The following is a 16,333-nucleotide window of genomic DNA, read 5'->3' as shown; positions in this document are numbered from 1 at the left end:
ACCCGTGCGCTCATCATCGTTCCCCGCCCGGCTCACCGTGGCCGGATTCGCGGCCGCCGCGCTCGTTGTACCGGCCGGCACCGCCGCAGGTGCGGCCGAGGCGGCACCCGCCGGCGGCAAGGCCCGCTCCGGCTGCGTCACCGTCTCGTTCATCGAGCAGCTCGTCACCACTGACACCACCGACGTGGCCCCGGCCGGCCCCAGCGTCGGGGACGTCGTCATCACCGAGGACGCGGTGCTCGACGAGGACCGCAACCGCATCGGCACCAACGACATCCAGGGCGTCATCATCAAGCAGGACCCCGCCACGGGGGAGCTGTTCTCCTTCTCCACCGCCAAGTACACGCTGAACGACGGTGTGATCCAGGTCGCCGGCATCGTCAACCTGACGCGGCTGGCCGCGGGCGAGACCCAGAAGCTTCCGGCGGCCGGCCTGAAGGGCCGCTACGCCGGCAAGACCGGTGAACTGACCTGGACCCTGGTCAGCGCCACCGAGTCGCTCAACTCCATCAAGCTCTGCGGCTGACACCGCGGACCACCCGTACCACGCCCCGAGACCGGCGGGCCGTCCCGCCCGCCGGTCACCGGCGCCCACCCAGCCGAGCCCGGGAAGTGCGATGATCCTCGAACACCTCACGTGGGCCGCCGCCCCGCCCGACAGCCCCGGCAACTGGGCCACCGACCTCATGGAGAACCTCGGCTCCCCCGGAGTGGCCGTCGCCACCGGGCTGGAGAGCCTCTTCCCCACCGTGCCCAGCGAACTGGTGCTGCTCCTCGGCGGGTTCACCGCCCGCCTGGGTGAACTCAGCTTCCTCGCCCTGCTGTTCTGGAGCACCGTCGGCTCGGTCGTCGGAGCCGTCGTCCACTACTACGTCGGCGCGCTCCTCGGCAGGCGCCGCACCCGGGCGCTGTTCGTCCGCATCCCGCTCGTCCAGGAGACCGACCTGGACCGGGCCGAGCGCTGGTTCGACCGCCACGGCGCCAAGGCCGTCCTGCTGTGCCGGCTCGTCCCCATCGTCCGCAGCTACGTCTCCCTGCCGGCCGGCATCGAACGCATGCCGCTGCTGCCCTTCGTCGCCCTCACCGCGGCCGGCACGCTGCTGTGGAACCTCGCCCTGCTCAGCGCCGGATACGCGGCCGGCCGCAACGCCGACACCGTGCAGCGGTACGCCAACTGGTTCACCGCCGTCGTCGGGATCGCCCTGCTGGCGGTGGTCGTACGGTTCGCCGTCACCCGGCTGCGCGCACGGCGCCGGGCCCGTCGCGGCACCTCGGCCGGACCGGCCTGACCTGACGCGACGGCACTCAGATCACGGTTAGTCCCGCTTTAGCCCCGCTGCCCAGCATGACCACGACAGCGCCCGGCACGGTCATCCGCGCGCCTCGCCGGGCCCGACGGATCGGAGTTGGACCGTGTCGGAACCGGTGGCCCAGGACCTCGCACGACCCGACGGCACCTCGGCCGTCGCCGTGGTGGCAACCGCGTGCCGTCTCTCGTCGGCCGACACCCCGGAAGCGTTCTGGCAGGTGCTGCGCGACGGCCGCGACACCGTCACCGGCCTCCCCGCCGACCGCCCCGAGCTGCACGACAGCCCCGGGACACGGGCCGCCACCCGCAAGGGCGCCTTCCTCGACCACGTCGACCGGTTCGACCCGGCGTTCTTCGGCATCGGCCCCCGCGAGGCCGCCGCCATGGACCCGCAGCAGCGGCTGGTGCTGGAACTCACCTGGGAGGCCCTGGAGCGCGCGGGCACCGTCCCGGCGACCCTCGGCGGCACCCGCACCGGCGTGTTCATCGGCGCCATGGCCGACGACTACGCCCGCCTCACCCAGCGCCACGGCCCGCACGCCGTCGGCCAGCACACCGCGACCGGTCTGCACCGGGGCATCATCGCCAACCGGGTCTCCTACACACTCGGCCTCACCGGACCCAGCCTCACCGTCGACACCGGCCAGTCGTCCTCGCTCACGGCCGTCCACCTGGCCTGCGAGAGCCTGCGCGGCGGCGAGTCCGACCTCGCGCTCGCCGGCGGCGTGCACCTCAACCTCGCCGCCGAGGGCTACGACGTCACCGAGGCCTTCGGCGCCCTGTCACCGGCCGGCCGCAGCCACACCTTCGACGCCCGCGCGGACGGCTACGTACGCGGCGAGGGCGGCGGCATCGTCCTGCTCAAGCGGCTCTCGGACGCCCTCGACCACGGCGACCGGATCCTCGGCGTGATCCTGGGCAGCGCCGTCAACAACGACGGCGCCACCGGCACCCTCACCACCCCCGGCACCCACGGACAGGCCGACCTGCTGCGCCTGGCCTGCGACCGCGCCGGCGTCGCCCCCGGCGACATCCAGTACGTGGAACTGCACGGCACCGGAACCCGGCTCGGCGACCCCGTCGAGGCGGCGGCTCTCGGCGCGGCCCTCGGCACCGGCCGGACCGGCCAGGACCGGCTGCGCGTCGGCTCCGCCAAGACCAATGTGGGCCACCTGGAGGGCGCCGCCGGAATCACCGGCCTGATCAAGACACTGCTCTGCGTCCAGCACCGCGAACTGCCCCGCAGCCTCCACTTCCGCGCCGCGCCCGACGCCATCCCCCTCACCGAACTGGGCCTGCGCGTCCAGGGTGAGCACGGGCCGTGGCCGCACACCGGGCGACGGCTGATCGCCGGTGTCAGCTCCTTCGGGATGGGCGGCGCCAACGCCCACGTCGTCGTCGCCGAACCCCCGGGCCGCACACCCCCGCCCGCGGAGCCCGCCCCCGCACCGGTCACCGCCGTCGGCGTGCTCCCCTTCCTGCTGTCCGGCCGCAGCGCCGCTGCCCTGCGCGCCCAGGCCCGCCGCCTGCACACCCACCTCACGGAGACCGGTGGGCAGCTGCCGCCCGTCGACGTCGCCCGGGCACTCGCCACCACGCGCTCCGCCTTCGAGTACCGCGCCGCCGTCCTCCCCGCCCTGCCCACCGCGCCGACGGCCGGCCGGGCGGACACCGTCCCCGCCGCCCTGCTCGCGGGCCTCGCCGCGCTCGCCGACGACACCCCCGCCCCCGGCGTCCTGCGCGGCACCCCCCGTGGCGGCCGCATCGCCCACCTCTTCGCAGGCCAGGGCAGCCAGCGGGCGGCCATGGGCCGCGAACTGCACGCCGTATGGCCGGTGTTCCGCGCCGCGTTCGACGAGCTGTGCGCCGCGTTCGACACGGCCCTCGCCCCGTACACCGACCGCCCCCTGCGCGACGTCCTCTTCGCCGACGACGACCCCGACCTGCACCGCACGGTCTACGCCCAGCCGGCCCTCTTCACCTTCGAGGTCGCCCTGTTCCGGCTGCTGGAGAGCTGGGGCCTCCAGCCGGACGTCGTCGCGGGCCACTCCATCGGCGAACTCGCCGCCGCGAACGTCGCCGGAGTGCTCACCCTGCCCGACGCCTGCAAGCTCGTCGCCGCCCGGGGCGGGCTGATGCAGGCCCTGCCGGGCGGCGGAGCCATGCTCTCCGTCCGGGCCGCCTCGGCCCGCGTGGCGGAACTGCTCGACGGCCCCGACGCGATCCGCGGACTCGACCTGGCCGCCGTCAACGGCCCCACCGCCACCGTCGTCTCCGGGGACGCCGACGCCGTCGACCGTCTCGCCCGCGCCTGCGCCGACCGGGGCTGGAAGACCCGCCGGCTGCGGGTCAGCCACGCCTTCCACTCCGCGCACATGGACGGCATGCTCGCCGACTTCGCGGCCGTCGCCGCCACCCTGGAGCCGAGGCCGCCGCGCATCCCGCTGGTGTCCGCCCTGACGGGCCGGGAACTCACAGCGGACGAGATCGGCGACCCCGGCCACTGGGTGCGCCACGTCCGCGACACCGTTCTCTTCCACGACGCCCTGCGCCACCTGGATGCCACCGGGGTCACCACCCTCGTCGAGATCGGACCCGACGGCGTCCTGTCCGCCATGGCCGAGGACTGCCTGCCCGCCACCTCGGCGATCCCCCTGCGCCGGGGTGCCACCCCCGAGGCCCGCGAGGTCCTCACGGCGGTGACCCGCGCCCATCTGCACGGCGTCCCCGTGGACTGGCCGGCCGTCTTCCACGGCACCGGCACCCACCACGTCGACCTCCCCACCTACGCCTTCCAGCGCGAACGCCACTGGCTGGAGGGACCGGCCCAGGCACCGGCCCACCCCGGCCCGGCGCCGACGCCCTCGGCCCTCTCCGAATCAGCCGTATCCCCGGCCCTCCCCGCATCCGCCGCGTCCTCGGCCCTCCCCGGATCCGCCGCGTCTTCGGCCCTGGTCACGTCCGGTGCGCACCTCGGCCCGGCCGACGCCCTCGCCCTCGTCACGGCGGAGGCCGCCGACGTCCTTGGCTACACCGACCCGTCGGCCCTGGAGACCCGCCGGGCCTTCCGCGACCTGGGCTTCGACTCGATCTCTGCCGTCACCCTCAGGGACCGCCTGGCCGACGCCACCGGACTCGACCTGCCCAGCTCCCTCCTCTTCGACCACCCCACCCCCGAACGCCTCGCCGCACACCTTCGCGCCTCCTTCTCGGGAGCCGAAGACCCCACCGCGACCACCGCTCCCGCCCCCGACGTGGATGATCCGGTCGTGGTGGTGGGGATGGCGTGCCGTTATCCGGGGGGTGTGGCTTCTCCGGAGGGTTTGTGGGAGTTGGTGCGGTCGGGTGGGGAGGGTGTTTCGGAGTTCCCGGGGGATCGTGGTTGGGATGCGGATCTGTTCGACGGGGATCCGGGGCGGTCGGGGAAGTCGTATACGCGTCATGGCGGTTTTCTGCATGATGCGGGTGATTTCGATGCGGAGTTCTTCGGTATTTCGCCGCGTGAGGCGTTGGCGATGGATCCGCAGCAGCGGTTGGTGCTGGAGGTGTCGTGGGAGGTGCTGGAGCGGGCGGGTGTCGATCCGGACGCCCTGCGCGGTTCCCGCACCGGCGTCTACATCGGCGCGACCACCCACGAGTACGGCCCACGACTCGCGGACGGCCACGACGGCCACGGCGGGCACCTGCTCACCGGCAGCACCGTGAGCGTGCTGTCCGGGCGCGTGGCCTACGCGTTCGGGCTGGAGGGCCCGGCGGTGACGGTCGACACGGCGTGCTCCTCCTCCCTGGTCGCCCTGCACCTCGCCGCCCAGGCCCTGCGCAACGGCGACTGCACCCTCGCCGTCGCCGGGGGCGTCACCGTCATGGGTTCCCCCGGCATGTTCGTCGAGTTCTCGCGGCAGCGGGGGTTGTCGCCGGACGGGAGGTGCAAGGCGTTCGCGGAGGCGGCGGACGGCACGGGCTGGAGTGAGGGTGTCGGTCTGGTGCTGTTGGAGCGGCTGTCCGAGGCGCGGCGCAACGGTCATGAGGTACTGGCGGTGCTGCGCGGTTCGGCGGTCAACCAGGACGGGGCCTCCAACGGCCTGACCGCCCCCAACGGCCCCTCCCAGCAACGCGTCATCCGCCAGGCCCTGGCCAACGCCGGGCTGGGCGCGGGGCAGGTGGACGTCGTCGAGGCCCACGGCACGGGCACGACCCTGGGCGACCCGATCGAGGCACAGGCCCTGCTGGCGACGTACGGCCGTGAGCACACGCCGGAGCGGCCGTTGTGGCTGGGGTCGGTGAAGTCCAACCTGGGTCACACTCAGGCCGCGGCCGGTGTCGCCGGTGTGATCAAGATGATCGAGGCGATGCGGCACGGCGAACTGCCGCCGACCTTGCATGTCGACCGGCCCACCAGTCATGTGGACTGGAGCACGGGCGCGGTGTCGCTGTTGACGGAGCCCCAGCCGTGGCCGGAGACGGGTGAGGTGCGTCGGGCGGCGGTGTCGTCGTTCGGTATCAGTGGGACGAACGCGCATGTGATCTTGGAGGCGGCGCCGGAGTCGGCGGAGCCGCCTGTGGTGGTGGCGGATGCGTTGCCGGCGGTGCCGTGGGTGGTGTCGGCGCGCAGTGCGGCGGGGTTGCGGGCGCAGGCGGTGCGGTTGCGGGAGTTCGCCGTGGGTGCGGATGCGCTGGGTGTGGATGCGCTGGATGTGGGTGTGTCGCTGTTGTCGCGGGCGGTGGGGGACTACCGGGCCGTGGTCGTCGGCTCGGACCTGGCCGCCTTGACGGAAGGCCTGGCGCGGGTCGCCGACACTCCCGTGCTTCCCGCGGCTTCCGGCGGTGGTGTGGGGTTGTTGTTCACCGGTCAGGGTGCGCAGTGGCCGGGGATGGGTTCGGGGTTGTCGGGGTTCGGGGTGTTCCGGGAGGCGTTCGAGGAGGTGTGTGCGGGCTTCGATGGTCTGTTGAGCCGTCCGCTCGGTGAAGTCCTCTGTGCTGATGACGAGTTGGTGCATCAGACGGAGTTCGCGCAGGCGGGGTTGTTCGCGTTCGAGGTGGCGGTGTTCCGGCTGCTGTGGGCGTGGGGGGTGCGGCCGGGTGTGTTGGTGGGGCATTCGGTGGGTGAGGTGGCGGCGGCGTATTGCGCGGGGGTGTGGTCGCTGGAGGATGCGTGTCGTCTGGTGGCGGCGCGGGGCAGGTTGATGCAGGCGTTGCCGGCGGGTGGGGCGATGGTGTCGCTTCGGGGTGGTGTCGCCGAGGTGGAGGCGTTGCTGGCGGGTGTGCCGCAGGTGGCGGTGGCTGCGGTCAATGGTCCGCGTTCGGTGGTGATCTCCGGTGCGGGTCGGCAGGTGGATGAGTTGGTGGCGCGGTGGGAGGCGGCCGGGGGGCGGGCGCGGCGTCTGACGGTGTCGCACGCGTTCCACTCCCCGCTGATGGAACCGATGCTGGAGGACTTCCGTGAGGTGACGCGGCAGTTGACGTACAACGCTCCGGCGATCCCGTTGGTGTCGAACGTGACGGGTGGGGTGGTGGAGGCGGGGACGGTGTGTGACCCGGGGTACTGGGTGCGGCATGTGCGGGAGCCGGTTCGTTTCGCCGAGGGGGTGCGGGCGGCTCGTTCGGTGGGTGTGTCGGTGTTCATGGAGGTGGGTCCGTCCGCGGTGTTGTCGGTGATGGGGCAGGAGTGTCTGCCGGATGAGCCGGTGACGTGGTCGGTGTTGTCGCGGGGGCCGCAGGCGCCGGCGGAGGCGTTGTTGGCGGGTGTGGGGGCTGCGTTCGCTGCCGGGGTGGGGGTGGAGTGGCGGCAGGTGTTCGCGGGTGTTGGTGGGCGTCGGGTGGTGTTGCCGACGTATGCCTTCCAGCATCGGCGTTACTGGCTTCAGTCGTCTTCCGGGGGTGGTGATCCGGAGGGGCTGGGTCTGGGTGGTTTCGGTCATGGTCTGCTGGGTGCGGCGGTGACGGTTGCCGGTACGGACACGACGGTGATCACCGGTCGTGTCTCGCGGGCCTCTCATGGTTGGCTGGCTGGGCATGAGATTCGGGGCCGGGTGTTGGTCCCGGGGGCGGCGCTGGTGGAGATGGCGTTGCGGGCGGGTGAGGAGACGGGCTGTCCGGTGCTGGAGGAGTTCACCCTCGAAGCGCCCCTGGAACTCCCGGTCGCCAGTGGCCTGCAACTCCAACTCACCGTCGAGCCGCTCGAAGGCGACGGAACCGGTCGGCGCACGATTGCCGTCCACGCCCGTCCCGGCGACGATCCCACCCGTCCGTACTCCCGTTGTGCCACGGGACGGCTCGCTCCTCAGCGTGGCGGGGTGGCCGAGGACTGGCTCGGGGCATGGCCGCCTCCCGAGGCCACACCGGTCGACCTGACGGACGCCTACGACGAGTTGGCCGGGCGCGGATACGCGTACGGCCCGGGCTTCCAAGGTCTGACCGGGCTGTGGCGTGCCGGTGACGTCCGCTACGCGGAGGTCACCCTGCCCGAAGAGCACACCGGCAGCTACAGCGGTTCCGACGCCTTCGGCCTGCACCCCGCCCTGCTCGACGCAGCCCTGCACACCCTCCTCGTCGACAACGAGGACACCGACCTCCGGGTGCCCTTCACCTGGGCGCGTGTCTCCCTGCACGCCACCGGCGCCACACACCTGCGGGTCAAGGCGGTCCCGACCGGCCCGGCCACCGTGGAGATCACCCTCTACGACGGTCAGGGCGGTCTGGTCGCCGAGATCGGCGAGCTGACCCTGCGCACCCTCACCACGACCGACACACCGACCACCACCGACCACCTCTACACCCTGCGCTGGACACCGCAGCCCCTGCCCGCCACCCCAGCGAACACCACCGGCTGGGCCACCCTCACCACCCCGGCACCCCCCACCGACACCCCCCACCCGGACCCGACCGCCCTCCTCACCGGCACCCGCCACCACCCGGACCCGACCGCCCTCCTCACCGGCACCCGCCACCACCCGGACCTGACCACCCTCCTCACCGACCACGACCACCCCCCGCGGACGGTCATCTACGCCCCACCCTCCGGCATCGCGGTCCGCGAGGCGGTGCACGCCCTGCTCGCCCTGCTCCAGCAGTACCTCAGCGAACCCCGCCTGACCGACACCCCGTTGGTCATCCTCACCCGCCACGCCCACGCCCTGGACCCCGGCGACCCCGTCGACCCGGCCCACGCCGCCCTGTGGGGCCTGGCCCGCACCGCCCAGACCGAGAACCCCGACCGCATCCGCCTCCTCGACACCGACGACCATCCCACCCACCTGCCCCAAGCCCTCACCGCCACAGCCCCACAACTGGCCCTGCGCCACGGCACCCTCCACACCCCCCACCTCACCCGCCTCCGCCTCCCGGGGGAGGAACCCGGGACACCGGGGACCTGGCGTCAGGACGGGACGGTGCTGATCACCGGCGGGGCGGGTGCCCTGGGAAGCCTCGTCGCACGCCACCTGGTGGCGACACACGGCGTGCGGCACCTGCTGCTGACCGGTCGGCGCGGCGGTGATACCCCAGGAGCGGGAGAACTGCGCAGCACACTGCGGCAGTTGGGTGCCGAGGTGACCTTCGCCCGGTGTGATGTCAGCGACCGGGAGGCCCTCGCCGAGGTACTCGCGGCCGTGCCCGAGGACCGGCCGTTGACCGCTGTCGTACACGCCGCGGGGGTCCTCGCCGACGCGACGATCACCTCCCTCACACCAGAAGCGGTCGACGCCGTCCTCGCACCCAAGGTGGACGCCGCGGCACACCTCGACGAGCTGACGCGCGACCTCGACCTCGACGCGTTCGTGCTCTTCTCCTCGGTGGCCGGTCTGCTGGGCACACCGGGTCAAGGCAACTACGCGGCGGCCAACGCCTGGCTGGACGCCCTGGCCGCACACCGCCGCGCCCTAGGACTGCCGGGCCAGGCCCTCGCCTGGGGACTCTGGGCGGACACCGGCAAGACCGGCGACACCGGCCAGACCGACGACACCGGCGAGCCCGGCGGCCCCGGGGGCATGGGTGCCGCGCTCGGCGACGCCGACCTGGCCCGCTGGGCCCGCGCCGGCATCGCCCCGCTGACCCCCGCACTCGGACTCGCCTCACTCGACGCGGCCCTGCGCACCGGCATCCCGAACATCGTCCCCGTACGCCTCGATCTGCAGGCACTGCGCGCCCACGCCGGAAACGACGACGTCCCCTTCCTCCTCCGGGACTTCGTCACACGCCCCGTGCGCAGGGCGGCGGCCTCCGCCGCTACGCCCGGCATCACCGCCCTGACCGCAGGGCCGGCCGGAGTCGACGAACCGGCGCTCCATGCCGAACTGCTCGGACTCGTGCGTGCCGAGGCAGCACGGGTGCTCGGCCACGACAGCGCCGGAGCGATCGACCCCGACCAGGACTTCAAGGCACTCGGCTTCGACTCGCTGACCGCCGTGGAGCTGCGCAATCGGGTCAACGCGGCAGCCGGCACCCGGCTCGCTCCCACGGTCGTCTTCAACCACCCGACCCCGGCCGCTCTGGCCCGACACCTGCGTGACGAACTCCTCGGAGCCGCCGCTTCCGCCCCCGCCCCCGTGACTCGTTCCGCCTCGCCCTCGACCGCCGACGTGGATGATCCGGTCGTGGTGGTGGGGATGGCGTGCCGTTATCCGGGGGGTGTGGCTTCTCCAGAGGGCTTGTGGGATCTGGTGCGCTCGGGTGGGGAGGGTATTTCGGAGTTCCCGGGGGATCGTGGTTGGGATGCGGATCTGTTCGACGGGGATCCGGGGCGGTCGGGGAAGTCGTATACGCGTCATGGCGGTTTTCTGCATGATGCGGGTGATTTCGATGCGGAGTTCTTCGGTATTTCGCCGCGTGAGGCGTTGGCGATGGATCCGCAGCAGCGGTTGGTGCTGGAGGTGTCGTGGGAGGTACTGGAGCGGGCGGGTGTCGATCCGGACGCCCTGCGCGGTTCCCGCACCGGCGTCTACATCGGCGTGATGTACCACGACTACGCCCCCCGCATGTCGACCGAGCACCAGGAGATCGAGGGCTACGCACTCACCGGCAACCTGTCGAGTGTGCTCTCGGGACGGGTGGCGTACGCCTACGGGCTGGAAGGCCCGGCGGTGACGGTCGACACGGCGTGCTCCTCCTCCCTGGTCGCCCTGCACCTCGCCGCCCAGGCGATGCGCGACGGCGAGTGCGACCGGGCCCTCGTAGGCGGTGTCACCGTGATGGCCACGCCCAACACCTTCGTCGAGTTCTCGCGGCAGCGGGGGTTGTCGCCGGACGGGAGGTGCAAGGCGTTCGCGGAGGCGGCGGACGGCACGGGCTGGAGCGAGGGTGTCGGTCTGGTGCTGTTGGAGCGGCTGTCCGAGGCGCGGCGCAACGGTCATGAGGTACTGGCGGTGCTGCGCGGTTCGGCGGTCAACCAGGACGGCGCCTCCAACGGCCTGACCGCCCCCAACGGCCCCTCCCAGCAACGCGTCATCCGCCAGGCCCTGGCCAACGCGCGGTTGGAGGCCGGCCAGGTGGACGTCGTCGAGGGACACGGGACCGGAACGAAACTCGGCGACCCGATCGAGGTCGACGCCCTCCTCGCGACGTACGGCCGTGAGCACACGCCGGAGCGGCCGTTGTGGCTGGGGTCGGTGAAGTCCAACCTGGGTCATACCCAGGCCGCGGCCGGTGTCGCCGGTGTGATCAAGATGATCGAGGCGATGCGGCACGGCGAACTGCCGCCGACCCTGCACGTCGACCGGCCCTCGACGCATGTCGACTGGGACTCCGGACATGTCGCACTGCTGACGGAGCCCCAGCCGTGGCCGGAGACGGGTGAGGTGCGTCGGGCGGGGGTGTCGTCGTTCGGTATCAGTGGGACGAACGCGCATGTGATCTTGGAGGCGGCGCCGGAGTCGGCGGAGCCGCCTGTGGTGGTGGCGGATGCGTTGCCGGCGGTGCCGTGGGTGGTGTCGGCGCGCAGCGCGGAGGGGTTGCGGGCGCAGGCGGCGCGGTTGCGGGAGTTCGCCGTGGGTGCGGATGCGCTGGGTGTGGATGCGCTGGATGTGGGTGTGTCGCTGTTGTCGCGGGCGGTGGGGGACTACCGGGCCGTGGTCGTCGGCTCGGATGTCGAAGAACTGTCGCGGAGCCTGGCAGACATGGCCGAGGCCACTGTCACGCCGGCGATCTCCTCGGCCGGTGTGGGGTTGTTGTTCACCGGTCAGGGTGCGCAGTGGCCGGGGATGGGTTCGGGGTTGTCGGGGTTCGGGGTGTTCCGGGAGGCGTTCGAGGAGGTGTGTGCGGGCTTCGACGGTCTGTTGAGCCGTCCGCTCGGTGAAGTCCTTTGTGCTGATGAGGGGTTGGTGCATCAGACGGAGTTCGCGCAGGCGGGGTTGTTCGCGTTCGAGGTGGCGGTGTTCCGGCTGCTGTGGGCGTGGGGGGTGCGGCCGGGTGTGTTGGTGGGGCATTCGGTGGGTGAGGTGGCGGCGGCGTATTGCGCGGGGGTGTGGTCGCTGGAGGATGCGTGTCGTCTGGTGGCGGCGCGGGGCAGGTTGATGCAGGCGTTGCCGGCGGGTGGGGCGATGGTGTCGCTTCGGGGTGGTGTCGCCGAGGTGGAGGCGTTGCTGGCGGGTGTGCCGCAGGTGGCGGTGGCTGCGGTCAATGGTCCGCGTTCGGTGGTGATCTCCGGTGCGGGTCGGCGGGTGGATGAGTTGGTGGCGCGGTGGGAGGCGGCCGGGGGGCAGGCACGGCGTCTGACGGTGTCGCACGCGTTCCACTCCCCACTCATGGAACCGATGCTGGAAGAGTTCTCCCGTGTCACAGGGGAGTTGGACTACCAGCCGCCGCGGATCCCGTTGGTGTCGAACGTGACGGGTGAGGTGGTGGAGGCGGGGACGGTGTGTGACCCGGGGTACTGGGTGCGGCATGTGCGGGAGCCGGTTCGTTTCGCCGAGGGGGTGCGGGCGGCTCGTTCGGTGGGTGTGTCGGTGTTCATGGAGGTGGGTCCGTCCGCGGTGTTGTCGGTGATGGGGCAGGAGTGTCTGCCGGATGAGCCGGTGACGTGGTCGGTGTTGTCGAGGGGGCCGCAGGCGCCGGCGGAGGCGTTGTTGGCGGGTGTGGGGACTGCATTCGCTGCCGGGGTGGGGGTGGAGTGGCGGCAGGTGTTCGCGGGTGTTGGTGGGCGTCGGGTGGTGTTGCCGACGTATGCCTTCCAGCATCGGCGTTACTGGCTTCAGTCGTCTTCCGGGGGTGGTGATCCGGAGGGGCTGGGTCTGGGTGGTTTCGGTCATGGTCTGCTGGGTGCGGCGGTGACGGTTGCCGGTACGGACACGACGGTGATCACCGGTCGTGTCTCGCGCAGCTCCCATGGTTGGCTGGCTGGGCATGAGATTCGGGGCCGGGTGCTGGTCCCGGGGGCGGCGCTGGCGGAGATGGCGTTGCGGGCGGGTGAGGAGACGGGCTGTCCGGTGCTGGAGGAGTTCACCCTCGAAGCGCCCCTGGAACTCCCGGTCGCCAGTGGCCTGCAACTCCAACTCACCGTCGAGCCGTTCGACGAGGACGAGAACGGCCGGCGAGCCGTCGAGATCTACGCCCGCCCCGACGACGACCCGGCACGCCCCTACACCCGCCACGCCACAGGCCGGCTCGCGCCGCAGGGGGACACGTCCGGCGAAGGGTGGCAGGGAGCATGGCCGCCCCCTGGCGCGATCCCCGTCGACCTGACGGACGCCTACGACGAGCTGGCCGGGCGCGGATACGCGTACGGCCCGGGCTTCCAAGGCCTGACCGGGCTGTGGCGTGCCGGTGACATCCGCTACGCGGAGGTCACCCTGCCCGACGAAAACACCGGCAGCCACAGCGGTTCCGACGCCTTCGGCCTGCACCCCGCCCTGCTCGACGCAGCCCTGCACGCCCTCCTCGTCGACGGCGAGGCCACGGACGTGCGGGTACCGTTCGCGTGGGCCGACGTGACCCTGCACGCCACGGGAGCCACCCGACTGCGCACGGTCGTACGTGAGCTGGACGAGAGCACGGTCGCCCTCACCCTCTACGACGGTCAGGGCGGTCTGGTCGCCGAGATCGGCGAGCTGACCCTGCGCACCCTCACCACGACCGACACACCGACCACCACCGACCACCTCTACACCCTGCGCTGGACACCGCAGCCCCTGCCCGCCACCCCGGCGAACACCACCGGCTGGGCAACCCTCACCACCCCGGCACCCCCCACCGACACCCCCCACCCGGACCCGACCGCCCTCCTCACCGGCACCCGCCACCACCCGGACCTGACCACCCTCCTCACCGACCACGACCACCCCCCGCGGACGGTCATCTACGCCCCACCCTCCGGCATCGCGGTCCGCGAGGCGGTGCACGCCCTGCTCGCCCTGCTCCAGCAGTACCTCAGCGAACCCCGCCTGACCGGCACCCCGTTGGTCATCCTCACCCGCCACGCCCACGCCCTGGACCCCGGCGACCCCGTCGACCCGGCCCACGCCGCCCTGTGGGGCCTGGCCCGCACCGCCCAGACCGAGAACCCCGACCGCATCCGCCTCCTCGACACCGACGACCATCCCACCCACCTGCCCCAAGCCCTCACCGCCACAGCCCCACAACTGGCCCTGCGCCACGGCACCCTCCACACCCCCCACCTCGTCCCCCTGCGCGACGACCCGCCCCTGTCCCCGCCCACGGGCGCCGCCGCCTGGCGGCTGGACACCACCGAGCCGGGCACCATCGAATCGCTCGGGCTGGTCCCCTGCGAGGAGACGACCGGGCCGCTCGGCCCCGGCACGGTCCGGGTGGCGGTGCGTGCGGCCGGGCTGAACTTCCGGGACGTGCTGATGGCGCTCGGGATGTACCCCGGGGAGCAGGTGATGGGCAGCGAGGGCGCCGGTGTCGTCATGGAGGTGGGGCCTGGGGTGACCGGACTCAAGCCCGGGGACCGGGTGCTGGGTCTGCTGCCCCACTCCTTCGGGCCGGTGGCCGTCGCGGACGAGCGCCTGCTGGTGCGGATGCCCGAGGGCTGGACCTTCGCGCAGGGCGCCTCCGTGCCGGTCGTCTTCCTCACCGCCTACTACGGCCTGCGTGACCTGGGGCGGCTGGCGGACGGCGACGCGGTCCTGGTGCACGCGGCGACCGGCGGCGTCGGCATGGCCGCCGTGCAACTCGCGCGGCACTGGGGAGCGGAGGTGTACGCGACCGCCGGCCCGGCGAAGCAGCGGCTGCTGCGTGAACTGGGGCTGCCGGAGGAGCGGATCGCCTCCTCGCGCGACCTGGAGTTCGTCGAACGGTTCCTGCGTGTCTCCGGCGGCGGGATGCGGGTCGTGCTGAACTCGCTGGCGAAGGAGTTCGTGGACGCCTCACTGCGGTTGCTGCCCGAGGGCGGGCGGTTCGTCGAGATGGGCAAGACCGACATTCGCGACGCCGCCGACGTCGCGGCACACCATCCGGGCGTCACCTACCAGGCGTTCGACCTGATGGACGCGGGCCCGGACCGGATCCGGCAGATGCTCGGCGAGATCGTGGCCCTGCTGGAGGCGGGCGTGCTCGACCCGCTGCCCGTGCGGACCTGGGACGTGCGCCGCGCCCCCGAGGCCTACCGTTTCATGAGCCAGGCCCGCCACACGGGCAAGATCGTGCTGACCGTGCCGTCCCCGTTGGATCCCGACGGCACCGTCCTGGTCACCGGCGGCACGGGAGCCCTCGGGGCCCAGGTCGCCCGGCATCTGGTGACCGCGCACGGCGTACGGCGGTTGCTGCTGACCAGCCGGCGCGGGCCGGACGCGCCGGGAGCGGCGGAACTGCGGGCCGAGCTGACGGCACTCGGAGCGGCGGTCACGGTGGCCGGGTGCGATGTGTCGCGGCGCGAGGACGTGGCGCGGCTGCTGGCGGCCGTCCCGGACGCGCATCCGCTGACCGCGGTCGTCCACGCGGCCGGAGTGACCGCCGACGGCACGATCGAAGCCCTCGACGCCGACGCCGTGGACCGGGTCCTGGCCCCCAAGGTGGCCGCGGCCGGCCATCTCGACGAGCTGACCCGGCCGCTCGACCTGAGCCGTTTCGTGCTGTTCTCGTCGATCGCGGGCACCCTCGGCACGGCGGGCCAGGGCAACTACGCGGCCGCCAACGCCGGACTGGACGCCCTGGCGCAGCGCCGCCGGGCCCACGGGCACCCGGCGGTCTCGCTGGCCTGGGGCTACTGGGCGCAGGAGAGCGAGCTGTCCGGGCACCTGGGTGACGCCGACGTGGCCCGGCTGAGCCGCAGCGGCATCCTGCCGCTGGCCACGGACGAGGGCCTGGCGCTGCTGGACGCCGCCGTCGCGCAGGGCGAGGCCGTGGTCGTGCCGGCCCGGCTGAGCACGCGCGCCGAACAGGGAGCCGACGTCCCGGCGGTGCTGAGCAAGGTCATCAGGCCGGTGGCGCGCCGCGCCGCGAGCGCGGACGCGTTCGCCGGGGCGGACGGGGGGCAGGGCCTGCCGGCTGCTGCCCTGCCGCCCGCGGAGCGGGCCGAGGCGCTGGTGAAGCTCGTCCGCACGCACGCCGCCGTGGTGCTCGGGCACGGGTCGTCGAACGCCGTGCCCCGTGACGCCGCGTTCAAGACCATCGGCTTCGACTCGCTGGCCTCGGTGGAACTGCGCAACCGCCTCAACGCGGCGACGGGGCTGCGCCTTTCGGCCACCGCGGTGTTCGACAACCCGACGCCCGAGGCGCTCGCGGCTCTGCTCGACGCGGAACTGCCCGGTCGGGTCGCCGAGTCCGAGCCGGACGCCGGGATCGGGAGCCTCACCGAACTCGAAGGACGGCTGGCCGCGGGCGACCTCGACGACGAGGAGCGGTCACGGCTCGCCAAGCGGCTGAAGTCGCTGCTCTGGCAGCTGGAGGACACACGGCCCGACTCCTCCGGCCCCGCGGCGGCCGGGGAGGAGCCCGGCGCGGAACTCTCCGCGGCCAGCGACGAGGAGATGTTCGCACTGATCGACCGTGAGCTGGGCCGGGGCTGACCGGGGCCGGAGACACCGATGCCGCGGGCCCGCGTCAGGAGCGCGGGCCCGCGGCAGCGTGCGAGCG

3 protein-coding genes are annotated in these 16,333 nt (G+C 72.8%); all 3 read left to right on the top strand.

Annotated features, from left to right (window positions below; translation table 11 throughout):
- Positions 1–4 precede the first annotated feature (4 nt).
- The 3 genes from ACSUPV_RS04475 (at position 5) to ACSUPV_RS04465 (ending at position 16,266) form a co-directional block, all read left to right on the top strand.
- Complete coding sequence (locus ACSUPV_RS04475) at positions 5–526, top strand: allene oxide cyclase barrel-like domain-containing protein (RefSeq protein WP_359795147.1); 522 nt, start codon at positions 5–7, stop codon at positions 524–526.
- Between the two features lie 91 nt (positions 527–617).
- Positions 618–1,289, top strand: coding sequence for a DedA family protein (locus ACSUPV_RS04470; RefSeq protein WP_031121610.1), 672 nt, complete (start codon positions 618–620; stop codon positions 1,287–1,289).
- A gap of 124 nt (positions 1,290–1,413) precedes the next feature.
- Positions 1,414–16,266, top strand: a complete 14,853-nt coding sequence (locus tag ACSUPV_RS04465) for an SDR family NAD(P)-dependent oxidoreductase (RefSeq protein WP_436946952.1) — start codon at positions 1,414–1,416, stop codon at positions 16,264–16,266.
- Positions 16,267–16,333 lie beyond the last annotated feature (67 nt).

It is taken from the genome of Streptomyces sp. SudanB52_2052 (assembly GCF_964272415.1).
Taxonomy (GTDB): domain Bacteria; phylum Actinomycetota; class Actinomycetes; order Streptomycetales; family Streptomycetaceae; genus Streptomyces; species Streptomyces olindensis.
Note: the sequence above shows the minus strand (reverse complement) of the source record. Positions and strands in the feature narration are given on the sequence as shown.